Source organism: Vibrio azureus, from assembly GCF_002849855.1.
In the GTDB taxonomy this organism is placed as follows: Bacteria; Pseudomonadota; Gammaproteobacteria; order Enterobacterales; family Vibrionaceae; genus Vibrio; species Vibrio azureus.
In genome coordinates this window covers 1,974,614-1,993,522 of record NZ_CP018616.1, presented here as the reverse complement: position 1 = coordinate 1,993,522, position 18,909 = coordinate 1,974,614, and the positions used below count along the sequence as shown (strand labels likewise).

Below are 18,909 nucleotides of genomic sequence, written 5' to 3'. Positions count from 1 at the left end.
GGCTCTCTGTAATTAATTTTTAACTGTCACAGACTGGAAGAGTGAGTTTATGCTTAAATTCATCGCAAAAAGGATATTTGAGGCGATCCCAACCATGTTGGTTTTGATAACAATATCGTTCTTTCTTATGCGCTTTGCTCCTGGTAACCCTTTTTCGAGCGAGCGTCCGTTACCGCCAGAAGTTATGGCCAACATTGAAGCCAAGTACGGTTTAGATAAACCTGTATTTGAGCAATATACAACCTATTTAATGAATGTGATTCAAGGTGACTTTGGACCTTCGTTCAAATACTTGGATTACACTGTGAATGAATTGATCTCAGTGGCACTGCCAGTATCAGCAACGATTGGTAGTATCGCTTTTGTGTTTACCTTATTACTTGGTGTGACCGTGGGGACGATCGCGGCGCTGAAGCACAACACGTGGATTGATTATGCCATTATGTCCACAGCCATGGTTGGGGTAGTGATGCCTTCCTTTGTATTGGCACCTGCGCTCATTTACCTTTTCTCATTGCAATGGCAACTTTTCCCTGCGGGTGGCTGGCAAGATGGTGGCTGGCAATACCTAGTGCTGCCTGTCATTGGTATGTCACTTCTTTACGTCGCGACCTTTGCGCGTATCACTCGTGGCTCTATGATCGAAACCTTGAACAGTAACTTTATTCGAACGGCACGTGCGAAGGGCTTAAGCTACCGCTATATCATCTTGAAACACGCCTTAAAGCCAGCCTTGTTACCTGTTGTCTCATACATGGGGCCAGCATTTGTCGGTATTATTACTGGCTCTGTTGTGATTGAGACCATCTTTGGTCTGCCAGGTATCGGTAAACTGTTTGTTAATGCTGCATTTAACCGTGATTACTCGCTAGTAATGGGGGTGACCATCTTAATTGGCTTCCTGTTTATTTTATTCAACGCGGTCGTTGATATTCTACTAGCAATGATTGACCCGAAAATTCGCTACTAACAAGGAAGTATGGTTATGTTAACGAAAAAAGAAAACCTTGAAGCGGTCGAGAAATTTGCAGAGAACCTGGAAGTGGAAGGTCGCAGTTTATGGCAAGATGCTCGTATTCGCTTCATGCGTAATAAAGCGGCAATGGTGAGCCTATTTATTCTGACGCTAATGACTCTTGCGGTGATTATTTTACCTATGATTGCCCCTTATGCGTTTGATGATACTGACTGGTATGCAATGCATGTTGGACCTAGTGGCGAGCACTGGTTTGGTACCGATAGTCTTGGACGAGACCTGTATGTTCGTACTTTGATTGGTGGCCGAATTTCATTGATGGTCGGTATATTGGGGGCATTGGTTGCTGTTGTGATAGGGACACTCTACGGTGCAGCTTCAGGCTTTATCGGTGGTAAAGTAGACCGTATCATGATGCGTATTTTGGAAATCCTTTACGCTGTACCTTTTATGTTCCTTGTGATCGTATTGGTGACCTTCTTTGGCCGTAATATCATCCTGATCTTTGTTGCGATAGGTGCCATTGCTTGGTTAGATATGGCGCGTATAGTCCGTGGCCAGACGTTGAGTTTGCGTAGTAAAGAGTTTATCGAAGCGGCACACGTTTGTGGTGTCAGTAAGTGGAAAATCATCACTCGCCATATCGTACCAAACGTTTTAGGTATTGTGGCAGTGTATTCCACACTCCTTATTCCGAGTATGATTTTGACGGAATCATTTCTTTCATTCCTTGGTCTTGGTGTACAAGAGCCAATGACAAGCTGGGGCGCACTCCTTCAAGAAGGTTCGCAAACGATGGAAGTCGCGATTTGGCAACTTGCCTTCCCAGCAGCCTTCATGGTCGTCACGCTCTTCTGCTTTAACTATGTTGGCGATGGTCTGCGCGACGCGCTTGATCCTAAAGACAGATAAGTACAAAAAAGAATGTAAGGAATTGATTATGAGTTTATTAGATGTCAAAGATCTGCGTGTCGAGTTTACAACCCAAGATGGTATTGTTACCGCAGTTAATGATTTGAACTTCTCACTGAACCAAGGTGAAACATTAGGTATTGTAGGTGAGTCAGGTTCTGGTAAGTCGCAAACTGTATTTGCAATCATGGGTCTATTGGCCAAAAACGGCATTATTTCAGGCAGTGCGAAATTTGAAGGCAAAGAGATTCTTAACCTTCCAGAGAAAGAATTAAACCGGGTTCGTGCTGAACAAATCGCTATGATTTTCCAAGACCCGATGACTTCTCTCAACCCATACATGAAAGTCAGTGACCAGCTTATGGAAGTTCTGATGTTACACAAAGGTATGGGTAAAGCAGAAGCATTCGAAGAGTCTGTTCGTATGCTTGAAGCGGTAAAAATTCCAGAAGCTCGTAAGCGTATGACCATGTATCCACACGAGTTCTCAGGTGGCATGCGCCAGCGTGTGATGATTGCTATGGCGTTGCTATGCCGACCAAAGCTGTTGATTGCTGACGAGCCAACAACTGCGTTGGATGTGACTGTTCAAGCACAGATTATGGATTTGCTTAACGAGCTGAAGTCGGAATTTAATACTGCAATTATTATGATCACTCACGATTTGGGAGTGGTTGCTGGCTCTTGTGACAAAGTATTAGTCATGTATGCCGGTCGTACCATGGAGTACGGTACTGTTAACGAAATCTTCTATCAACCAAGCCACCCATACGCTGAAGGGCTATTGAAGGCGATTCCTCGTCTCGATACAGAAGGGGAAATTCTACCGACGATACCGGGTAATCCACCAAACTTACTGCGTTTGCCTCCGGGTTGTCCTTATCAAGATCGCTGCCATCGTGTAGAAGATCGTTGTAAGAGTGAAGCGCCGATATTAACGCCTTTTGGAAATGGGCGTCAGCGAGCATGTTTTTCTGAATGGGAGGCTTGGAACAAATGAGTGTAGATAAAAAATTAATTCTTGATGTATCTGAGTTGAAAGTTCACTTCAGTATCGCAGCAAAATCAGCATGGCCATGGTCAAAACCAGCAACACTAAAAGCGGTTGATGGTGTTAATGTTCGCCTGTATGAAGGTGAGACACTTGGTGTCGTTGGTGAGTCTGGTTGTGGAAAATCAACGTTTGCACGAGCGATCATTGGCTTAGTTGAAGCAACGGATGGCGAAGTGGTTTGGTTAGGCCAAGACCTCACTAAAATGAAAGAAGTTCAGCGTCGAGAGACACGCAAAGAGATCCAAATGATTTTCCAAGATCCGTTGGCATCTTTGAACCCACGTATGACAGTTGGTGACATCATTGCTGAACCTCTAGAAACGTTTTATCCAGAACTTTCTAAGCAAGAAGTGAAGGATCGTGTTAAGGAAATGATGGCGAAAGTCGGTCTTTTACCTAATGTGATCAACCGCTATCCACATGAATTTTCAGGCGGCCAGTGTCAACGTATCGGTATCGCACGTGCACTTATCCTGAAGCCTAAGATGATCATTTGTGATGAACCGGTTTCTGCCTTGGATGTTTCCATTCAGGCTCAGGTGGTCAACCTGCTTAAAGAACTGCAGAAAGAGTTGGGTCTTTCATTAGTGTTTATTGCACACGATCTTTCGGTTGTGAAGCACATTTCAGATCGTGTATTGGTGATGTATTTGGGTAATGCGGTGGAACTCGGGGAATCGGAAGCACTATTTGCTGATCCTAAACACCCTTATACGCGCGCCTTGATGTCAGCTGTCCCAATTCCAGATCCAGAACTTGAGCGCAATAAAACAATTCAAATGTTGGAAGGGGATTTACCTTCTCCGATCAGTCCTCCTTCAGGTTGTGTTTTCCGCACACGTTGCCCACAGGCAACCGAGGAATGTGCGAGGACCAAACCAACACTGCAAGGTTCGGATGTTCATGCAGCCTCTTGCCTTCATGTAACGGTTTAATACGATTCAGCCTGTGACGGGCTTAAGCGCGGCTTGTTATTCGAGTCGCGCTTTTTTTATATTCAGTTTTAAACAATGCCCAAATGACTTCCAGATGCTTGATTCATAGAGAGGTTGCTTGGGTATTTCTGCCTCAGTTATTCGTTTTCCGCCATTCTGTTAAGTCTTAAATATTGAAAATGGGATATAAAAAGAGTCGTAATAAAAAACCTCGCACATGGCGAGGTTTCTATTGATAGCTTGTTAGGTATAGCTACAAAAGCAATATCGTTAACCGAGTTGGGTTAGTTAATTACTTTTTCTTTTGCTTGGTCAGCTTGATCTGCCTGAATCGCAGTTAGAGCAACGGTGTACACGATATCGTCTACTAGCGCACCACGAGATAGGTCGTTTACAGGCTTACGCATACCCTGGAGCATTGGACCGATAGATACTAGGTCAGCTGAACGTTGTACCGCTTTGTAAGTCGTGTTACCTGTGTTTAGGTCTGGGAATACGAATACTGTCGCTTTACCTGCTACTGGAGAGTTAGGTGCTTTAGAAGCGGCCACGTTCTCCATGATCGCTGCGTCGTACTGTAGAGGACCGTCGATGACTAGATCTGGACGTTTCTCTTGAGCAATCTTAGTTGCTTCACGTACTTTATCTACGTCTGCACCCTTACCAGATTCACCAGTAGAGTAAGAGATCATAGCAACGCGAGGGTCGATACCGAAGGCTGCTGCAGAGTCAGCAGATTGGATAGCGATTTCAGCAAGCTGTTCAGCTGTTGGATCTGGGTTGATCGCACAGTCACCGTAAACCAATACTTGGTCAGGTAGCAGCATGAAGAATACAGAAGATACGATAGACGCATCAGGTGCCGTTTTGATGATTTGGAACGGAGGAACGATAGTGTTTGCTGTGGTGTGAACCGCACCAGAAACGAGACCGTCTACTTCGTCGTTCTCAAGCATCATTGTGCCAAGGAATACTGAATCTTGTAGTTTCTCGCGAGCAACAACTTCAGTCATGCCTTTCGCACCACGTAGCTCAACGAGACGAGCCACGTAGTTTTCACGAACTTCATCAGAGTTGATGATCGTTACGCCAGCACCTAGCTCAACGCCTTGTTGTGCAGCAACGCGACGGATTTCGTCTGGGTTACCTAGAAGCACACATTCAGCGATGCCGCGCTCAGCACAGATAGCCGCAGCTTTAACAGTACGTGGTTCGTCACCTTCAGGAAGAACGATACGCTTGCCTGCTTTACGAGCGAACTCAGTGAGCTGGTAACGGAAGGCTGGTGGGCTTAGGCGACGAGACTTCTGAGTACCTTCAGTCATAGACTCGATCCAGTTACCGTCGATGTGACCAGCAACGTGCTCGTTGATGAACTCGATACGCTCTTTATCGTCTGCAGGCACTTCGATAGAGAAGCTCTGTAGGTTTAAAGAAGTCTGCCAAGTGTTACCTTGTGCTTTGAAGATCGGTAGACCCGTTTCAAACGCAGGTTTACACAGATTAGCAATCTCGGCAGGAATGTCATAACCGCCGGTGAGCAAGACCGCACCGATATCAACACCATTCATTGCTGCAAGTGCTGCTGCAACGATAACGTCCGGACGGTCTGCAGAAGTAACCAGTAGAGAGCCAGGTTTGAAGTGCTCAATCATGTTTGGCAGAGAGCGTGCACAGAAAGTGATGCTCTTAATACGGCGAGTATTGATATCACCTTCGTTGATGATGTCAGCGCTTAGGTGCTTGGCCATATCGATCGCACGAGTGGCGATTAGGTCGATACTCCATGGTACACAACCTAATACACGAATTGGAGAAGTGTTGAAGATTTCCATCACTTTCATTTCGTTTTGTTGTGCGCTGTCTGCATCGTCAAAGATTTCAGATAGGTCAGGGCGAGTACGGCCAGCTTCGTCAACAGGCGCATTAAGCTTATTGATGATAACGCCAGAGATGTTTTTGTTCTTAGTACCACCGAAGTTAGAGCATGCGACTTCGATGCGCTCTTTAAGTTGAGCTGGGTTATCTGTTCCCGGAGTTGCAACAAGCACAATTTCTGCACCAAGTGTCGCCGCAATTTCTGCGTTTACTTGGTTAGCGAATGGGTGCTTACGAGTGGGTACGAGACCTTCGATCAGCGTTACATCAGCATCTTTATTAATCTGGTTGTAACGTTCAACGACAGTTTCTAGCAGCTCGTCCATATTGTCATGGCCGATCAGGCTTTCAGCAACAGACATTGCCATTGGTTTGCCGATCTTCATATCGCTGTTATAACCAACGATCGTTGAAGTCAAATCCGGTTGATCACCACCAGAACGTGGCTGAGCAATCGGTTTGTAGAAAGAAACTTTAACGCCTTTGCGCTCCATTGCGCGAAGAACACCCATGCTTACGCTAGTTAAACCAACACCAGCACTTGCAGGGATAAGCATAATAGTACGAGACATTCGTAGAGTACCTTTAGCTATTTAGGAGAGAAAGCACAATTCATATTCCATGATACTCAAAGAATAGGAGTTGAGCTCCAAAAATTGTGTAAAAAACTGGCTAGCCATTGGGCTAGCCAGTTAAATTCAATTAAAGACCTGCTAGGCGCGCAGTGTCTTCAGCAATAACGAGTTCTTCGTTAGTCGAGATAACCATCGCTGGGATACGGCTATTAGCAGTAGTGATTGTACCTTCACCACCGAAGCGAGCTTTAAGGTTAGCTTCGCTGTCTACTTCAATGCCGAAGATAGCAAGACGGTTTAGAACCATTTCACGGATAGGACCAGAGTTTTCACCGATACCACCAGTGAACGTGATCGCGTCTAGACGACCTTCCATAGACGCAGTGTAACCTGCAACGTATTTAGCTAGACGGTGACAGAACACGTCCATTGCACGTGTTGCTTCTTCTTTCTCACCGTAATTGTCTTCAACGAAACGACAGTCAGAAGTCACTTCAGTTAGACCAGCAAGACCAGACTCTTTAGTTAGCATGTTGTTGATTTGTTCAACAGAGTAACCTAGAGCGTCGTGTAGGTGGAAGACGATAGCTGGGTCGATATCACCACAACGCGTACCCATTACTAGCCCTTCAAGCGGCGTTAGACCCATAGAAGTGTCTACAGATTGACCGTTCTTGATTGCACATACAGAAGCGCCGTTGCCTAGGTGACAGTTGATGATGTTCACTTCTTCAATTGGCTTCTCAAGAAGGTTAGCCACTTCACGAGTGATAAATAGGTGTGAAGTACCGTGCATGCCGTAACGACGGATACCGTGCTCTTTGTATAGGTTGTATGGTAGAGCGTATAGGTAAGACTCTTCTGGCATAGTTTGGTGGAACGCCGTGTCAAAAACAGCAACGTTTTGTAGACCAGGGAAGTTTACTTTAGCCGCTTCGATTCCGATTAAGTGCGCTGGGTTATGAAGAGGTGCAAAAGTCGCAGCGTCTTGGATGCCCTTTAGAACTTCGTCAGTAATAAGTGCAGATTGCGTAAATTGCTCGCCACCGTGAACGATACGGTGACCGATAGCGCCAAGGTTAGCTTTAAGCTCTGGCTTTGAAGCGAGGATAGTTTCTACCATGAAAGATAGTGCTTCTACGTGAGCTGCGCCTGCGCCCAGTTGAGCTTCGTGCTTACCATCAAGCTTCCATTTCATACGAGCTTCTGGAAGACCAAGACACTCAGCAAGGCCGGTAAGGTGTTCTGCACCTGTTTCTGCATCAACAACAGCAAATTTAAGAGAAGAACTACCGCAGTTTAAAACTAAAACTAGCTTAGACATGTGTGACTACCTGTTATTCGTCTGATCAAAATCAGTTAAGGATGAAAAATTAATCACAAGAATAGACGATACCAGCAATGCTGCGTACTATTCGTGGTCAAAAATTGTTCTAATTCCATCTAATATATAAGAGTGATAGAAACTGTCCATCACCACTGTGCGGTCCGTGCATCAAACTTGCCAAAGTTGCTTAAATCGAAAATAACGGCAACAATGAGACAAAAGTTTGCAAAGGATAGCGATAATGGGCAATGATAACAAAAAAAATTGAATTAATATTAGTTTCCATCAATTTTTTGTATCTCTAGTTGAAAAATTCAACTATTTTTTAGTGAGAGAGCGGTATGAATGACAAAGTTGGTTTGGTTCATAGTTTAAAAAATGGACAACAATACATGGAGATTTGGCCAGTTCGTAAAGAGCTTAATGCCATTTTCCCGGAACAACGCATTATCAAAGCGACCCGTTTTGGCATCAAAGTAATGCCTGCAGTCGCTGCAATCAGCGTGTTGACTCAAATGGCGTTCAATAATTACGGAGCACTGCCGCAAGCAATCATTGTCGCGCTATTTGCTATTAGCATGCCGTTGCAAGGGATGTGGTGGTTAGGCACACGAGCTAATTCGACATTGCCTCCTGCACTTGCATCATGGTATCGCGAATTGCATCAAAAAATCTTGGATACAGGATGTGCATTAGAACCAATGAAAACCAAGCCAAGGTATAAAGAATTGGCCATCATTTTAAATCGAGCTTTCCGTCAGCTTGACAAGCATACCTTAGAGCGCTGGTTCTAGAGAGTGTACTAACTGAAGCCCTATAACACTTGTGGCTTTTACCGTAGATGCAGCTAAAATTTTTTGAGTTGAGTTGAGTTGAGTTGAGTTGAGTTGAGTTGAGTTGAGTTGAGTTGAGTTGAGTTGAGTTGAGTTGAGTTGATTCGCTTTCAGAGCGTAACGCGCAGAAGGAATGAGCGACATTCCCTCTGCAGGAAGTTGACTACCCTTGAGTATTGAGACGATCTCGGTATCTTTCTATGTAGTCAACAATGGGAGCGGCTTTGTTGAACGTTCTGATTTCAGTAAACAAAGCTTTTGCTTCAGGGTAGGCCTGCCTTAAATAAGAGAACCATTGCTTCACTCGGTTAGGGTAATAAAGCCCTTTGTCGCCTTTCATTTCGAATTGTGAGTAATAGATCAGCAAATCGACAACCTCGGCCCAAGGCATTGGCGGCTGGTCGTGTTTCACCATATTGCCCAGGTTCGGAATATTAAATGCCCCTCGGCAGACCATCAAGTTATCAACACCCGTTGTGTCAATACAACGTTGGCCGTCTTGATAATTCCATATTTCGCCATTGGCAATTAAGGGTATGTCAAAGCGTTCGCGAATTTTTGTAATGTATTGCCACTTAATTTCCGAAGCTTTATAGCCCCCTTCTTTGGTACGAGCATGGACGGTGAGCTCATTAGCACCAGCAGATTGAATTGCATCGACGATCTCAAAGCAGTCTTCAGGGTTAGACCACCCAAGTCGGATCTTGGCGCTGACTGGAATGTTGCTAGGTACCGCATCACGGCAGGCTTTGACAATATTGTATATAAATTCTGGATGCTGAAGTAAAGCCGCTCCCCCTTTACTTTTGTTGACCAGTTTAGCGGGACAGCCAAAGTTTAAATCAACCCCACGAGCACCAAGCTCTGCGGCTTTTACTGCATTTTCCGCCATCCAGTTTGGCTCTTGACCTAAAAGTTGGACATGAACAGGAACACCAGAGGCTGTTTGAGAACCTTGCAATAATTCGGGGCATAAGCGGTAAAAGACATGATCTGGAAGGAGTTGATCGACGACGCGAACAAACTCTGTGACGCACAAATCATAGTCATTTATTTCAGTGAGGATTTGGCGCATTAAATGGTCCAAAACGCCTTCCATTGGACCTAATACAACTCGCATACTCTGCCTAATACCGTTTAGTAAAAAAAGAGCCAGATTGTAACGGTATAAGGCCAACTTGTCATTAAAAGAGTCGTTATACCCAAGTGACCTCAAGATGCTTGATTCAGTGACACGTTCCCAAAACCTGAGAGTTAAGGTTATCTCGCTGAACACAGTATCTTGAGCTTACTTGGGTTCATAGCCTCGGGGTAGGTGTATTGCTCAATCGAGAATGTCTGCATCTGTCTATGTATTCGCAACTTGCAATGATTTGGGTATCTTGGCGCTATTTAGGTATAATGCAGCCCAAAATTATGGGGACAAAATAACATGCAATATACATTAATTGATAAAGGTGAAGCACAGGTTGAGCCATCTGCATTGTTCTTAGAAGGCACGGTATTAGCCGCTAATTTAATGATCAAACCAATGGCACCTGAAGTTTGGTTAGAACCTTTGTTAGGGGATGGGTTTAAGAGCATTCAAAAGAGCATTGAGGAACAAATTCATAAACAGCATAATTATCTTTTACGCAATGAATATTCGATTCTAACGTTGCTTGGTGATGATTCAGAATCTCTGGCGGATTTTGCTGAAGGCTTTATGTCAGTATGGCCAGTAATCGAAGAGCAGTGGCAAGAAGTAGGTTTGAATGACGGCCTTGAACGTATGCTACAGGCACTTCTCACTACGATGATGTTAGCGATCGATGAAAAGCAAACCCAGCAATTGATGTTGGAAGCGGGCGTGTCGAACCCACCCATATTAGCAGAACTAAAGAGTCAGCTTGACTTAATGGTGAATGAAGTTGCACTCGGTGCCGATGAATTGATGGCGGGTAAGAAGTCAAAAAGTGTGAATCCTTTTAAAGAAGTTGGAAGAAATGACCTTTGTCCGTGTGGCAGTGGTAAAAAGTTCAAGCAATGCTGCGGCCAATAATGTCTTTGGCTATATACCCAAGTGTTTTGTTGTGACTTGGGTATATAAATAGTAACTTGGGTATATAAGCTAACTTTTCGTTAGAACTTCGCCTTTATTGAACCGCTTCGATACGTTTTGTATTGAAAAACTGTGATAAAGCTACAAAACCAAACGCAATCAAATTACCTGCAAATATCACAACCAACCACTGTGGCATTGAAAGTCCAAAGAACTGCCAAACGACTTCAGCACAATCACCATAGGCTTCAAACATCCACGGAGCCCACTGGTTGAGTGGTGCCCAATCTGGGAAAGAAACAAATAAGTCACAAGTAGCAAATGGGGAAGGATTAAATTGGTAGTCGACGTGTTGCAGCGCTAACGTTAATCCCTTATATGCACTTGCTCCCCAGGCTGCTAGGGCAAGCCAACGTACGATAGGGTTATGAGGTGCGAGAAGGCCAATCAGTGCAGCTCCTCCGATTGCCATCATGGCGACGCGTTCATAAATGCACATTACGCAAGGGGCCAACGTCATTACATGCTGGAAAAAAAGGGCACAGGCTTCAAAAAATACGATCGCCAAAAGTAAGGTCAGCCATGATAGTCGGCTTTTAGAAAATTGGTTAAGTGATGCAAACATAGTCACGAATTCAGTCCTGTTGAAAGTGAAAAAGCTCTGATAGTCAGAGCTTTTTATCGCGTATAAGTTTCGTTAGCAACTTAAAATTTTAATGTCCATGCGAAATTACGTTGGTTTCGACACCAGAGCTTTCTGAAATCCACCCCGCATCGTGGAAAAATGCAGTTGCTGGCTCTAGGAAGAACATGATGCCCATTAAACCAACTAAAGCCAGTACCACAGTATATGGCAGCGCCATAAATACCATTCTACCGTAAGACAGTCGAACTAATGGTGCAAGGGCAGAAGTGAGTAGGAATAAGAATGCAGCTTGGCCGTTTGGCGTTGCAACAGAGGGTAAGTTCGTTCCTGTGTTAATCGCAACAGCAAGCAAATCGAATTGCTCACGAGTAATTGTGCCTTGAACCAGCGCAGCCTTTACTTCGTTAATGTAGACGGTGCCAACAAACACATTATCAGAGACCATTGAAAGTAAGCCATTCGCAATGTAGAACAGAGCCAGTTGTAGACCTTTATCTTCAACAGCCAGCACGGCGTCAATAACAGGTTTGAAGAGTTCTTGATCGATAATGACAGCAACAACGGCAAAGAAAACCGCCAATAAAGCCGTAAAGGGAAGGGCTTCTTCAAAGGCTTTACCCATTGAATGCTCTTCGATAACGCCCGTAAATGAGGTTGCAAGTACGATGACCGATAAACCAATTAAACCGACAGCGGCTAAATGAAGTGCCAAAGCCGCAATTAACCAAACTGCGATAAAGCCTTGTACCCATAACTTGGCAACATCTTGCTTCGTTCGAGTTTTACGTTCTTCTTGGTCAAAATCGACAAGGATTCTGCGTACATTGTCAGGTAACTCAGTGCCGTAACCAAACACTTTAAGCTTTTCTACTAGCGCACAGGTTATCAAACCACAGATGAATACAGGTAAGGTAATCGGTGACATTCGAATTAAAAATTCACCAAAGAACCAGCCTGCTTGATCGGCGATGATCAAGTTTTGTGGTTCACCTACCATCGTCGTCACGCCACCCAATGCAGTTCCGACACCTGCGTGCATCAAAAGTGAACGTAAGAAAGCACGGTAGTTTTCTAAATCGTCACGAGTTAATTCGGTAATAGTATCGTCTTGCGTATGGTCATGATCGCCAATAGAACTGCCGGATGCGACTTTGTGGTAGATGGAGTAAAAGCCTACAGCCACACTGATCACAACGGCGATGACGGTCAAAGCATCTAAAAACGCTGAAAGGAAAGCTGCAGCAAAGCAAAAAGCTACCGATAGTAGAATTTTTGAACGAATCCCCAATAAAATTTTGGTGAATATAAACAGTAAAAGCTGCTTCATGAAGTAGATGCCAGCAACCATAAAGACAAGTAGCAATAATACTTCAATGTTAGCAACCAGCTCATGCTTGACTTTATCTGGGCTAGTCATACCAATGGCAACAGCTTCAATTGCTAAGAGGCCTCCAGGTTGCAATGGATAACACTTTAGAGCCATTGCAAGAGTGAAAATAAATTCACCAACAAGCATCCAACCCGCAACAAACGGGTCGACGAAGAAGAAAACAATCGGGTTAATGATCAAAAAGGCAATAATGGCAACTTTGTACCAATCCGGTGCTTTCCCAAGAAAATTCTTGATAAAAGCATTTCCGAGCGACATCGGCATAATAAATCTCTTTATTACAGTTAATAAGATTAGACACGTTCGCAGTGATTATGTGCCTATTGGCTTAAAGGCATCGTTCAGCTTTAAAAGCAGCCAATTAGAAAAACAACAAAGCATTATTTTGATTGAAGTTTTGCCAAATTGCTTCCCTTGGGCTTAAACACTACGTAATTATTGAACGCAACTCTACACCTCAGGTTACATTAGTCAATAACAAAAAGTGATGGTTTGAGTCAAAATGATATTTTAATTGAAATAACGCGATCAAAATAGCGTTAAGTGGTGATTGAATAAAGTGGATTTATATTTATAAATTCATTCTAAGTATGTGATACGGAATGGCTTAATAAGAAATAATGCAAATTGCATAAGCTAAGGTTAATTTGTATATCTTAAAGTAAAAAAGTAAAGAAATCACCTTTATATTCTGTAGGTTATAGTCATATTTATGGTAAATATTTCAAATTATACTAATGATGCGTCCACTTGCCTGTAAAAGTCTATAAAATTAAAGTTAGAGTATTGACTCTATTGCGGAAATTTGTTTTATTTTCCAAATCACGTATTTTCGCAATGCCTGAAGTAGTGGTATGATGAGTGTATCTCCTCATGGATTTCAATATTGGATACACACAGAATGGTCATTAAGGCTAAAAGCCCAGCTGGTTTTGCAGAAAAATATATCATTGAAAGTATTTGGAACGGTCGCTTCCCACCAGGCTCTATTTTACCTGCAGAGCGAGAACTCTCTGAATTGATTGGCGTGACCAGAACCACTTTGCGTGAAGTATTACAGCGTTTGGCTCGTGATGGTTGGTTGACGATTCAGCATGGTAAACCAACGAAGGTAAACCAATTTATGGAGACTTCAGGTCTACATATATTGGACACATTGATGACACTTGATGTAGACAATGCTTCTAACATTGTCGAGGATCTTCTTGCTGCTCGTACAAACATCAGCCCTATCTTCATGCGTTATGCGTTCAAAGCAAACAAAGAAGCCTCAGAGCGTACTATTCAAAATGTCATTGAGTCTTGCCAAGCATTAGTCGATGCTCCTTCGTGGGACGATTTCATTGCAGCTTCACCTTATGCTGAGAAGATTCTACAAAACGTAAAAGAAGAGGCAGAAAAAGACGAAGCGAGACGTCAGGAGATTCTTCTGGCCAAGACGTTTAATTATTATGACTACATGCTGTTTCAGCGTTTAGCTTTCCATTCTGGTAATCAGATCTACGGTCTGATTTTTAACGGTCTAAGAAAACTCTACGATCGTGTTGGTAGCTATTACTTTTCTAATCCAGCATCTCGTGAGCTTGCGCTTAACTTTTATCGTCAGTTACTGGATACCTGCATGACGGGCCAGCGTGATCAACTTCCTATTGTGATTCGTCATTACGGTATGGAAAGTGCCCAGATTTGGAATGAGATGAAGCAAGAGTTACCCACTAACTTTACAGAAGATGATAGCTAGTAAAGTGCAGCTCTGGTGGTAAAGCCCTTGTATTTTAAATCTCTTAGCGAGAGTTTAAGAAGAAATAAAAAACCCTACCATACGGTAGGGTTTTTTTGTTGCGCTTGAATTACATTACGCGCATACCTGGTTGAGCCCCTTCGTGTGGCTCAAGAATCCATAGGTCACTGCCACCTGGGCCAGCAGCTAGAATCATGCCTTCAGACATACCAAACTTCATCTTACGAGGTTTTAGGTTTGCCACCATGACAGTAAGTTTTCCTTCTAGTTCTTCAGGTTTGTACGCTGATTTAATGCCAGAGAAAACCTGACGAGTTTCACCGCCGATGTCTAGTTGGAACTTAAGCAGTTTGTTTGCTTTTGGCACTTCTTCACACGAGATGATGCGAGCAATACGCATATCAACGGCTGCGAAAGCATCGAACTCAATCTCGTCAGCGATTGGATCTTTGTCTAGCTCAGTTTGGCTCGCTTTGTTCTTTTCCGCTTCTGCTTTTTCTTTTGCTGCCATTTCGGCTGCTGCATCTTCTTTTGATGCTTCGATCATCGCTTCGATGTTCTTAGGATCGATACGGTTAAACAGCGCTTTGAACTTAGTGATATCGTGATCAGTAAGCGGCGTCGCAATGCCTTCCCAAGTGAGTTCTTCGTTAAGGAAAGCTTCAGTACGTGCTGCTAGTGCAGGCATCACTGGTTTCAGGTAAGTCATCAGAACGCGGAACAAGTTGATACCGACAGAACAGATTTCTTGCAGTTCCTGATCTTTGCCTTCTTCTTTTGCGACAACCCAAGGTGCTTTTTCATCAACGTATTGGTTCGCTTTATCTGCTAGCGCCGTGATCTCACGGATTGCGCGACCAAACTCACGAGTCTCAAAAAGCTCTGCGATGCGGTCTGCTGCAGCAACGAACTCGTTGTATAGTTCAGGCTCCGCAAAGTTTTCAGCAAGCTTGCCTTCAAAACGTTTAGAGATGAAGCCAGCGTTACGAGAAGCTAGGTTAACAATCTTGTTGACTACGTCAGCGTTAACACGTTGAGTGAAGTCTTCAAGGTTAAGGTCTAGGTCGTCAATACGGCTGTTGAGTTTTGCAGCGTAGTAGTAACGCAGACACTCTGGGTCTAGGTGGTTTAGATAAGTGCTTGCTTTAACAAACGTACCTTTAGACTTAGACATCTTCGCGCCGTTTACCGTTACGTAGCCGTGTACGAATACGTTGTTTGGCTTACGGAAACCGCTGCCTTCTAGCATTGCTGGCCAGAATAGCGAGTGGAAGTAAACGATGTCTTTACCGATGAAGTGGTAGAGTTCAGTTGAGCTGTCTTTCTTCCAGTACTCGTCGAAGTCTAGGCCTTCAGTTTTGTCACATAGATTCTTGAAAGAAGCCATGTAGCCAACAGGTGCGTCTAGCCATACGTAGAAGAACTTGTTTTTCTCGCCTGGGATCTCGAAGCCGAAGTAAGGCGCATCACGTGAAATATCCCACTGTTGCAGGCCTGATTCGAACCACTCTTGCATCTTGTTCGCGGTTTCAGATTGTAGAGAGCCTGAACGAGTCCACTCTCTAAGCATGCTTTCGAATTGAGGTAGGTCGAAGAAGAAGTGCTCAGAATCTTTCATGACTGGAGTTGCGCCGGAAACCGCTGATTTTGGATCGATCAGCTCAGTTGGGCTGTACGTCTCACCACAGTTATCACAGTTGTCACCGTATTGGTCTTCTGACTTACACTTAGGACAAGTACCTTTTACGAAACGATCCGGTAGAAACATTTCTTTCTCAGGATCGAACAACTGAGAGATGGTGCGGCTAGAAATAAAACCATTTTTTTTCAGCTCAAGGTAGATATGAGAAGCGAGTTCACGGTTTTCTTCTGAGTGTGTGCTGTGATAATTATTAAAGCTAATATCAAAGCCAGCAAAATCTTTTTGATGTTCTTCACTTACAGCAGCGATCATCTCTTCTGGTGTAATTCCCATCTGTTGTGCTTTTAGCATGATTGGTGTGCCGTGAGCATCGTCTGCACAGATGAAGTTTACAGTGTTGCCACGTAGGCGTTGGTAGCGAACCCAGATGTCAGCCTGAATGTGCTCAAGCATGTGGCCTAGGTGAATCGAACCATTAGCGTACGGAAGGGCACAAGTTACCAATAATTTCCTTGGAGTAGAGAGTCTTGGATCGTTTGCCATACTTAATATTCGCTTATTCAGAGGTAGAAAAAATTTTGATGGATAATACTACCGCATCAATAGGCTAACTCCAAGGCATCAAACCGTGGATTTCCCCAGTTTTTTGGGGTTCTTAATCCCAGCATAGGGTGTTACGATTACTTGAGTTATTGAGGAGAGAACTATGCATCCATTGATTTCACAACAAGATATTTGCCTATGGTTGAACCAATTTCATCATCCACAATTAGTGGAAGGATGGGCAAATGTGCATGGTATCGTCAGCGTGGTGGAAAATAGGGTGAATATTGCTTTGCCTTTTGCCAGTAATGACGTGCAAATATTACTCAAGCAGTGGATTAAACAACAGCAGTCTACTCAGCAAGTACCTAAAATCGATTATCATGTAGGGCTGGATGTCAAATCACTTGAGACTCCAGTAGCGACGGCAGTGAAAGGAGTGAAAAATATCATTGCCGTTAGCTCTGCAAAAGGAGGCGTAGGCAAATCAACTACGGCGGTTAACCTCGCTTTAGCCATGGCAGATTCTGGTGCAAAAGTGGGCTTACTGGATGCGGATATTTATGGGCCATCAGTGCCGATGATGCTTGGTCAAACGCAAGCGAAGCCGACAGTCAGAGAAGACAAATGGATGTCCCCCATTGTCGCTCATGGTATTTATACACACTCTATTGGTTACTTAGTTGATAAATCAGAAGCGGCGATTTGGCGTGGTCCTATGGCATCTAGGGCATTATCACAGCTACTTAATGAAACCGATTGGCCGGATCTTGATTATCTGGTTATCGATATGCCACCAGGCACTGGCGACATACAATTAACCCTTTCCCAACAAATACCTGTCACTGGCAGCGTGTTAATTACGACGCCACAAGATCTCGCTTTGGCTGACGCACGTAAAGGTGCAGCGATGTTTGACAAGGTTAATGTCCCCGTTGTCGGCGTAATTGAAAATATGAGCTATCATGTCTGTGGCCAATGCGGTGCTGTGGAGCATATTTTTGGTGTAGGAGGGGCTGAGAAAATGTCGCTAGAGTTTGGTCTTATGTTACTGGGGCAAATTCCTCTGCATATTTCAATGCGAGAAGATATTGATGCTGGTATCCCTACCGTAGCTAGACGCACAGAAAGTGAGCATGCTGCGAACTACAGGCAGTTGGCTGATCGTATATGCAGCAGCATGTATTGGCAGGGTAAACCTAAACCAGATACCATCAGTTTTACTATGGTGAATTAATCTTGTTTGTTCAACAGACCTATTCGGAAGCTTTTATTTATTTTGAAACTTCCAATAGAGAGCAGCTTGGATCACCATTTAAACCTTAATAATGCTCGAGGTTATTGAGTCGTCTGCTGGTTAGAACAAAGCGACTGGTTGGAATTTAACCACAGAAACCGTTTGCTTAGAGAGAAGCAGGTGTAATGGTAAGAATTTATAATTAAACCTTAATTCTAGCTAGTATCTGAGGGGGTAACTCCCTATAATCGTGCGGTTTATCTTTTTATGTGACTCAAAATCATCATCGGGTGCAAAATAATGTCTGATATTAATCAATGCGTCATCGTCGGTATAGCTGGCGCTTCTGCTTCTGGAAAAAGTCTTATCGCTAGCACAATCTACAATGAGCTACGCGAAAAAGTAGGCGATCATCAAATCGGTGTTATCACGGAAGATTGTTACTACAATGACCAAAGCCAATTAAGCATGGAAGAACGTGTAAAGACTAACTATGACCACCCGAGCGCGTTAGATCACGATTTATTATGTGAGCATTTGAAGCAGCTTGTATGTGGACAAGCGGTTGAAGTACCAGAATACAGTTACTCAGAACATACCCGCACAAGCAATACCACGACAATGACACCTAAGAAAGTGATTATTCTTGAAGGTATCTTGCTTTTAACTGATCCACGCCTTCGTGACCTGATGCATGCGACAGTCTTTATGGATACGCCTCTTGATATCTGCCTATTGCGTCGAGTGAGACGCGATGTGGAAGAGCGCGGCCGTTCGATGGAATCTGTATTGAAGCAATACCAACAGACCGTGCGCCCAATGTTTTTACAATTTATTGAACCCTCTAAACAGCATGCCGACATTATTGTTCCTCGTGGAGGGAAAAACCGCATTGCGATTGATGTACTGAAAGCACACATCACCAAATTGCTTAAAGCATAATCACTTAGGTTGTGATTGCTTTATTTGTTTAAAAAGAAGTGGCATTTTATATGCCACTTTTTTATTGTCAGCGTTAAGCGACCAATTTTAGTGAATGTTCGTTTTCGCTATTGATTAAATTGGGTTAGGCCTGTTTTGTAATGTAAGCAACAGCACCACAGGTTAATCGGTAGCAAAACGTAACTGAGTCTTCGGGCTAAGTTATCAATGCTTAGCATAAGAGGCTCGGTTTAGAAT

General features: G+C 43.7%; 15 protein-coding genes. 9 read left to right on the top strand and 6 right to left on the bottom strand.

Features of this window, described 5'->3' with window-relative positions; translation table 11 throughout:
* The first annotated feature begins 49 nt into the window (after window positions 1-49).
* The 4 genes from oppB to oppF are packed head-to-tail and all read left to right on the top strand — an operon-like array spanning window position 50 to window position 3,877.
* Window positions 50-970 (top strand): oligopeptide ABC transporter permease OppB, encoded by a 921-nt coding sequence (gene oppB, locus BS333_RS09015; RefSeq protein ID WP_021707892.1) that lies wholly within the window; start codon window positions 50-52, stop codon window positions 968-970.
* A 15-nt stretch (window positions 971-985) separates the two neighbouring features.
* On the top strand, window positions 986-1,888 hold the full coding sequence (gene oppC / locus BS333_RS09010; RefSeq protein WP_021707891.1) for an oligopeptide ABC transporter permease OppC: 903 nt from the start codon (window positions 986-988) through the stop codon (window positions 1,886-1,888).
* Between the two features lie 28 nt (window positions 1,889-1,916).
* On the top strand, window positions 1,917-2,888 hold the full coding sequence (gene oppD, locus BS333_RS09005; RefSeq protein WP_021707890.1) for an ABC transporter ATP-binding protein: 972 nt from the start codon (window positions 1,917-1,919) through the stop codon (window positions 2,886-2,888).
* A complete protein-coding gene (oppF, locus tag BS333_RS09000) occupies window positions 2,885-3,877 on the top strand; it encodes a murein tripeptide/oligopeptide ABC transporter ATP binding protein OppF (RefSeq protein WP_021707889.1) in 993 nt (330 codons plus the stop codon). The genes oppD and oppF overlap by 4 nt, the downstream gene beginning before the upstream one ends.
* Before the next feature lie 284 nt (window positions 3,878-4,161).
* Here the strand turns inward: oppF and pta are convergent, their stop codons facing one another.
* Window positions 4,162-6,327: a phosphate acetyltransferase gene (gene pta / locus BS333_RS08995; protein ID WP_021707888.1), complete on the bottom strand. Its 2,166-nt coding sequence runs from the start codon at window positions 6,325-6,327 to the stop codon at window positions 4,162-4,164.
* 130 nt (window positions 6,328-6,457) lie between these two features.
* Window positions 6,458-7,654, bottom strand: a complete 1,197-nt coding sequence (locus tag BS333_RS08990; protein WP_021707887.1) for an acetate kinase — start codon at window positions 7,652-7,654, stop codon at window positions 6,458-6,460.
* 344 nt (window positions 7,655-7,998) lie between these two features.
* Here BS333_RS08990 and yfbV point away from each other — a divergent pair, with 344 nt between their 5' ends.
* Window positions 7,999-8,451, top strand: a complete 453-nt coding sequence (gene yfbV / locus BS333_RS08985) for a terminus macrodomain insulation protein YfbV (protein ID WP_021707886.1) — start codon at window positions 7,999-8,001, stop codon at window positions 8,449-8,451.
* A 202-nt stretch (window positions 8,452-8,653) separates the two neighbouring features.
* On the opposite strand, the gene dusC is transcribed toward yfbV, so the two are convergent.
* Window positions 8,654-9,610, bottom strand: coding sequence for a tRNA dihydrouridine(16) synthase DusC (gene dusC / locus BS333_RS08975; RefSeq protein WP_021707884.1), 957 nt, complete (start codon window positions 9,608-9,610; stop codon window positions 8,654-8,656).
* A gap of 312 nt (window positions 9,611-9,922) precedes the next feature.
* On the opposite strand from dusC, the gene BS333_RS08970 reads away from it, so the two are divergent.
* The gene (locus BS333_RS08970) at window positions 9,923-10,531 is read left to right on the top strand and encodes an SEC-C metal-binding domain-containing protein (RefSeq protein ID WP_021707883.1); all 609 of its coding nucleotides are present in this window, start codon (window positions 9,923-9,925) and stop codon (window positions 10,529-10,531) included.
* 94 nt (window positions 10,532-10,625) lie between these two features.
* Here BS333_RS08970 and dsbB read toward each other — a convergent pair whose 3' ends face one another.
* Entirely contained in the window at window positions 10,626-11,162 is a 537-nt protein-coding gene (dsbB, locus tag BS333_RS08965) for a disulfide bond formation protein DsbB (protein WP_021707882.1), read from the bottom strand.
* An 82-nt stretch (window positions 11,163-11,244) separates the two neighbouring features.
* Window positions 11,245-12,831 carry a Na(+)/H(+) antiporter NhaB gene (gene nhaB, locus BS333_RS08960; protein ID WP_021707881.1) on the bottom strand — a complete coding sequence of 529 codons (1,587 nt, stop codon included), beginning with the start codon at window positions 12,829-12,831 and terminating at the stop codon, window positions 11,245-11,247.
* A 637-nt stretch (window positions 12,832-13,468) separates the two neighbouring features.
* Between nhaB and fadR the strand changes: the two genes are divergently transcribed.
* On the top strand, window positions 13,469-14,308 hold the full coding sequence (gene fadR, locus BS333_RS08955) for a fatty acid metabolism transcriptional regulator FadR (RefSeq protein ID WP_021707880.1): 840 nt from the start codon (window positions 13,469-13,471) through the stop codon (window positions 14,306-14,308).
* Window positions 14,309-14,417: 109 nt separating this feature from the next.
* On the opposite strand, the gene metG is transcribed toward fadR, so the two are convergent.
* Window positions 14,418-16,493, bottom strand: coding sequence for a methionine--tRNA ligase (gene metG, locus BS333_RS08950; RefSeq protein ID WP_033003069.1), 2,076 nt, complete (start codon window positions 16,491-16,493; stop codon window positions 14,418-14,420).
* Window positions 16,494-16,656: 163 nt separating this feature from the next.
* On the opposite strand from metG, the gene apbC reads away from it, so the two are divergent.
* The gene (apbC, locus tag BS333_RS08945; protein ID WP_021707878.1) at window positions 16,657-17,730 is read left to right on the top strand and encodes an iron-sulfur cluster carrier protein ApbC; all 1,074 of its coding nucleotides are present in this window, start codon (window positions 16,657-16,659) and stop codon (window positions 17,728-17,730) included.
* 300 nt (window positions 17,731-18,030) lie between these two features.
* Window positions 18,031-18,672: a uridine kinase gene (gene udk, locus BS333_RS08940; RefSeq protein WP_021707877.1), complete on the top strand. Its 642-nt coding sequence runs from the start codon at window positions 18,031-18,033 to the stop codon at window positions 18,670-18,672.
* Window positions 18,673-18,909: the final 237 nt, after the last annotated feature.

Coding starts and splice junctions, on each gene's coding strand:
- oppB (WP_021707892.1), top strand. CDS start 50: ATGCTTAAATTCATCGCAAAAAGGATATTTGAGGCGATCCCAACCATG.
- oppC (WP_021707891.1), top strand. CDS start 986: ATGTTAACGAAAAAAGAAAACCTTGAAGCGGTCGAGAAATTTGCAGAG.
- oppD (WP_021707890.1), top strand. CDS start 1,917: ATGAGTTTATTAGATGTCAAAGATCTGCGTGTCGAGTTTACAACCCAA.
- oppF (WP_021707889.1), top strand. CDS start 2,885: ATGAGTGTAGATAAAAAATTAATTCTTGATGTATCTGAGTTGAAAGTT.
- pta (WP_021707888.1), bottom strand. CDS start 6,327: ATGTCTCGTACTATTATGCTTATCCCTGCAAGTGCTGGTGTTGGTTTA.
- BS333_RS08990 (WP_021707887.1), bottom strand. CDS start 7,654: ATGTCTAAGCTAGTTTTAGTTTTAAACTGCGGTAGTTCTTCTCTTAAA.
- yfbV (WP_021707886.1), top strand. CDS start 7,999: ATGAATGACAAAGTTGGTTTGGTTCATAGTTTAAAAAATGGACAACAA.
- dusC (WP_021707884.1), bottom strand. CDS start 9,610: ATGCGAGTTGTATTAGGTCCAATGGAAGGCGTTTTGGACCATTTAATG.
- BS333_RS08970 (WP_021707883.1), top strand. CDS start 9,923: ATGCAATATACATTAATTGATAAAGGTGAAGCACAGGTTGAGCCATCT.
- nhaB (WP_021707881.1), bottom strand. CDS start 12,831: ATGCCGATGTCGCTCGGAAATGCTTTTATCAAGAATTTTCTTGGGAAA.
- fadR (WP_021707880.1), top strand. CDS start 13,469: ATGGTCATTAAGGCTAAAAGCCCAGCTGGTTTTGCAGAAAAATATATC.
- metG (WP_033003069.1), bottom strand. CDS start 16,493: ATGGCAAACGATCCAAGACTCTCTACTCCAAGGAAATTATTGGTAACT.
- apbC (WP_021707878.1), top strand. CDS start 16,657: ATGCATCCATTGATTTCACAACAAGATATTTGCCTATGGTTGAACCAA.
- udk (WP_021707877.1), top strand. CDS start 18,031: ATGTCTGATATTAATCAATGCGTCATCGTCGGTATAGCTGGCGCTTCT.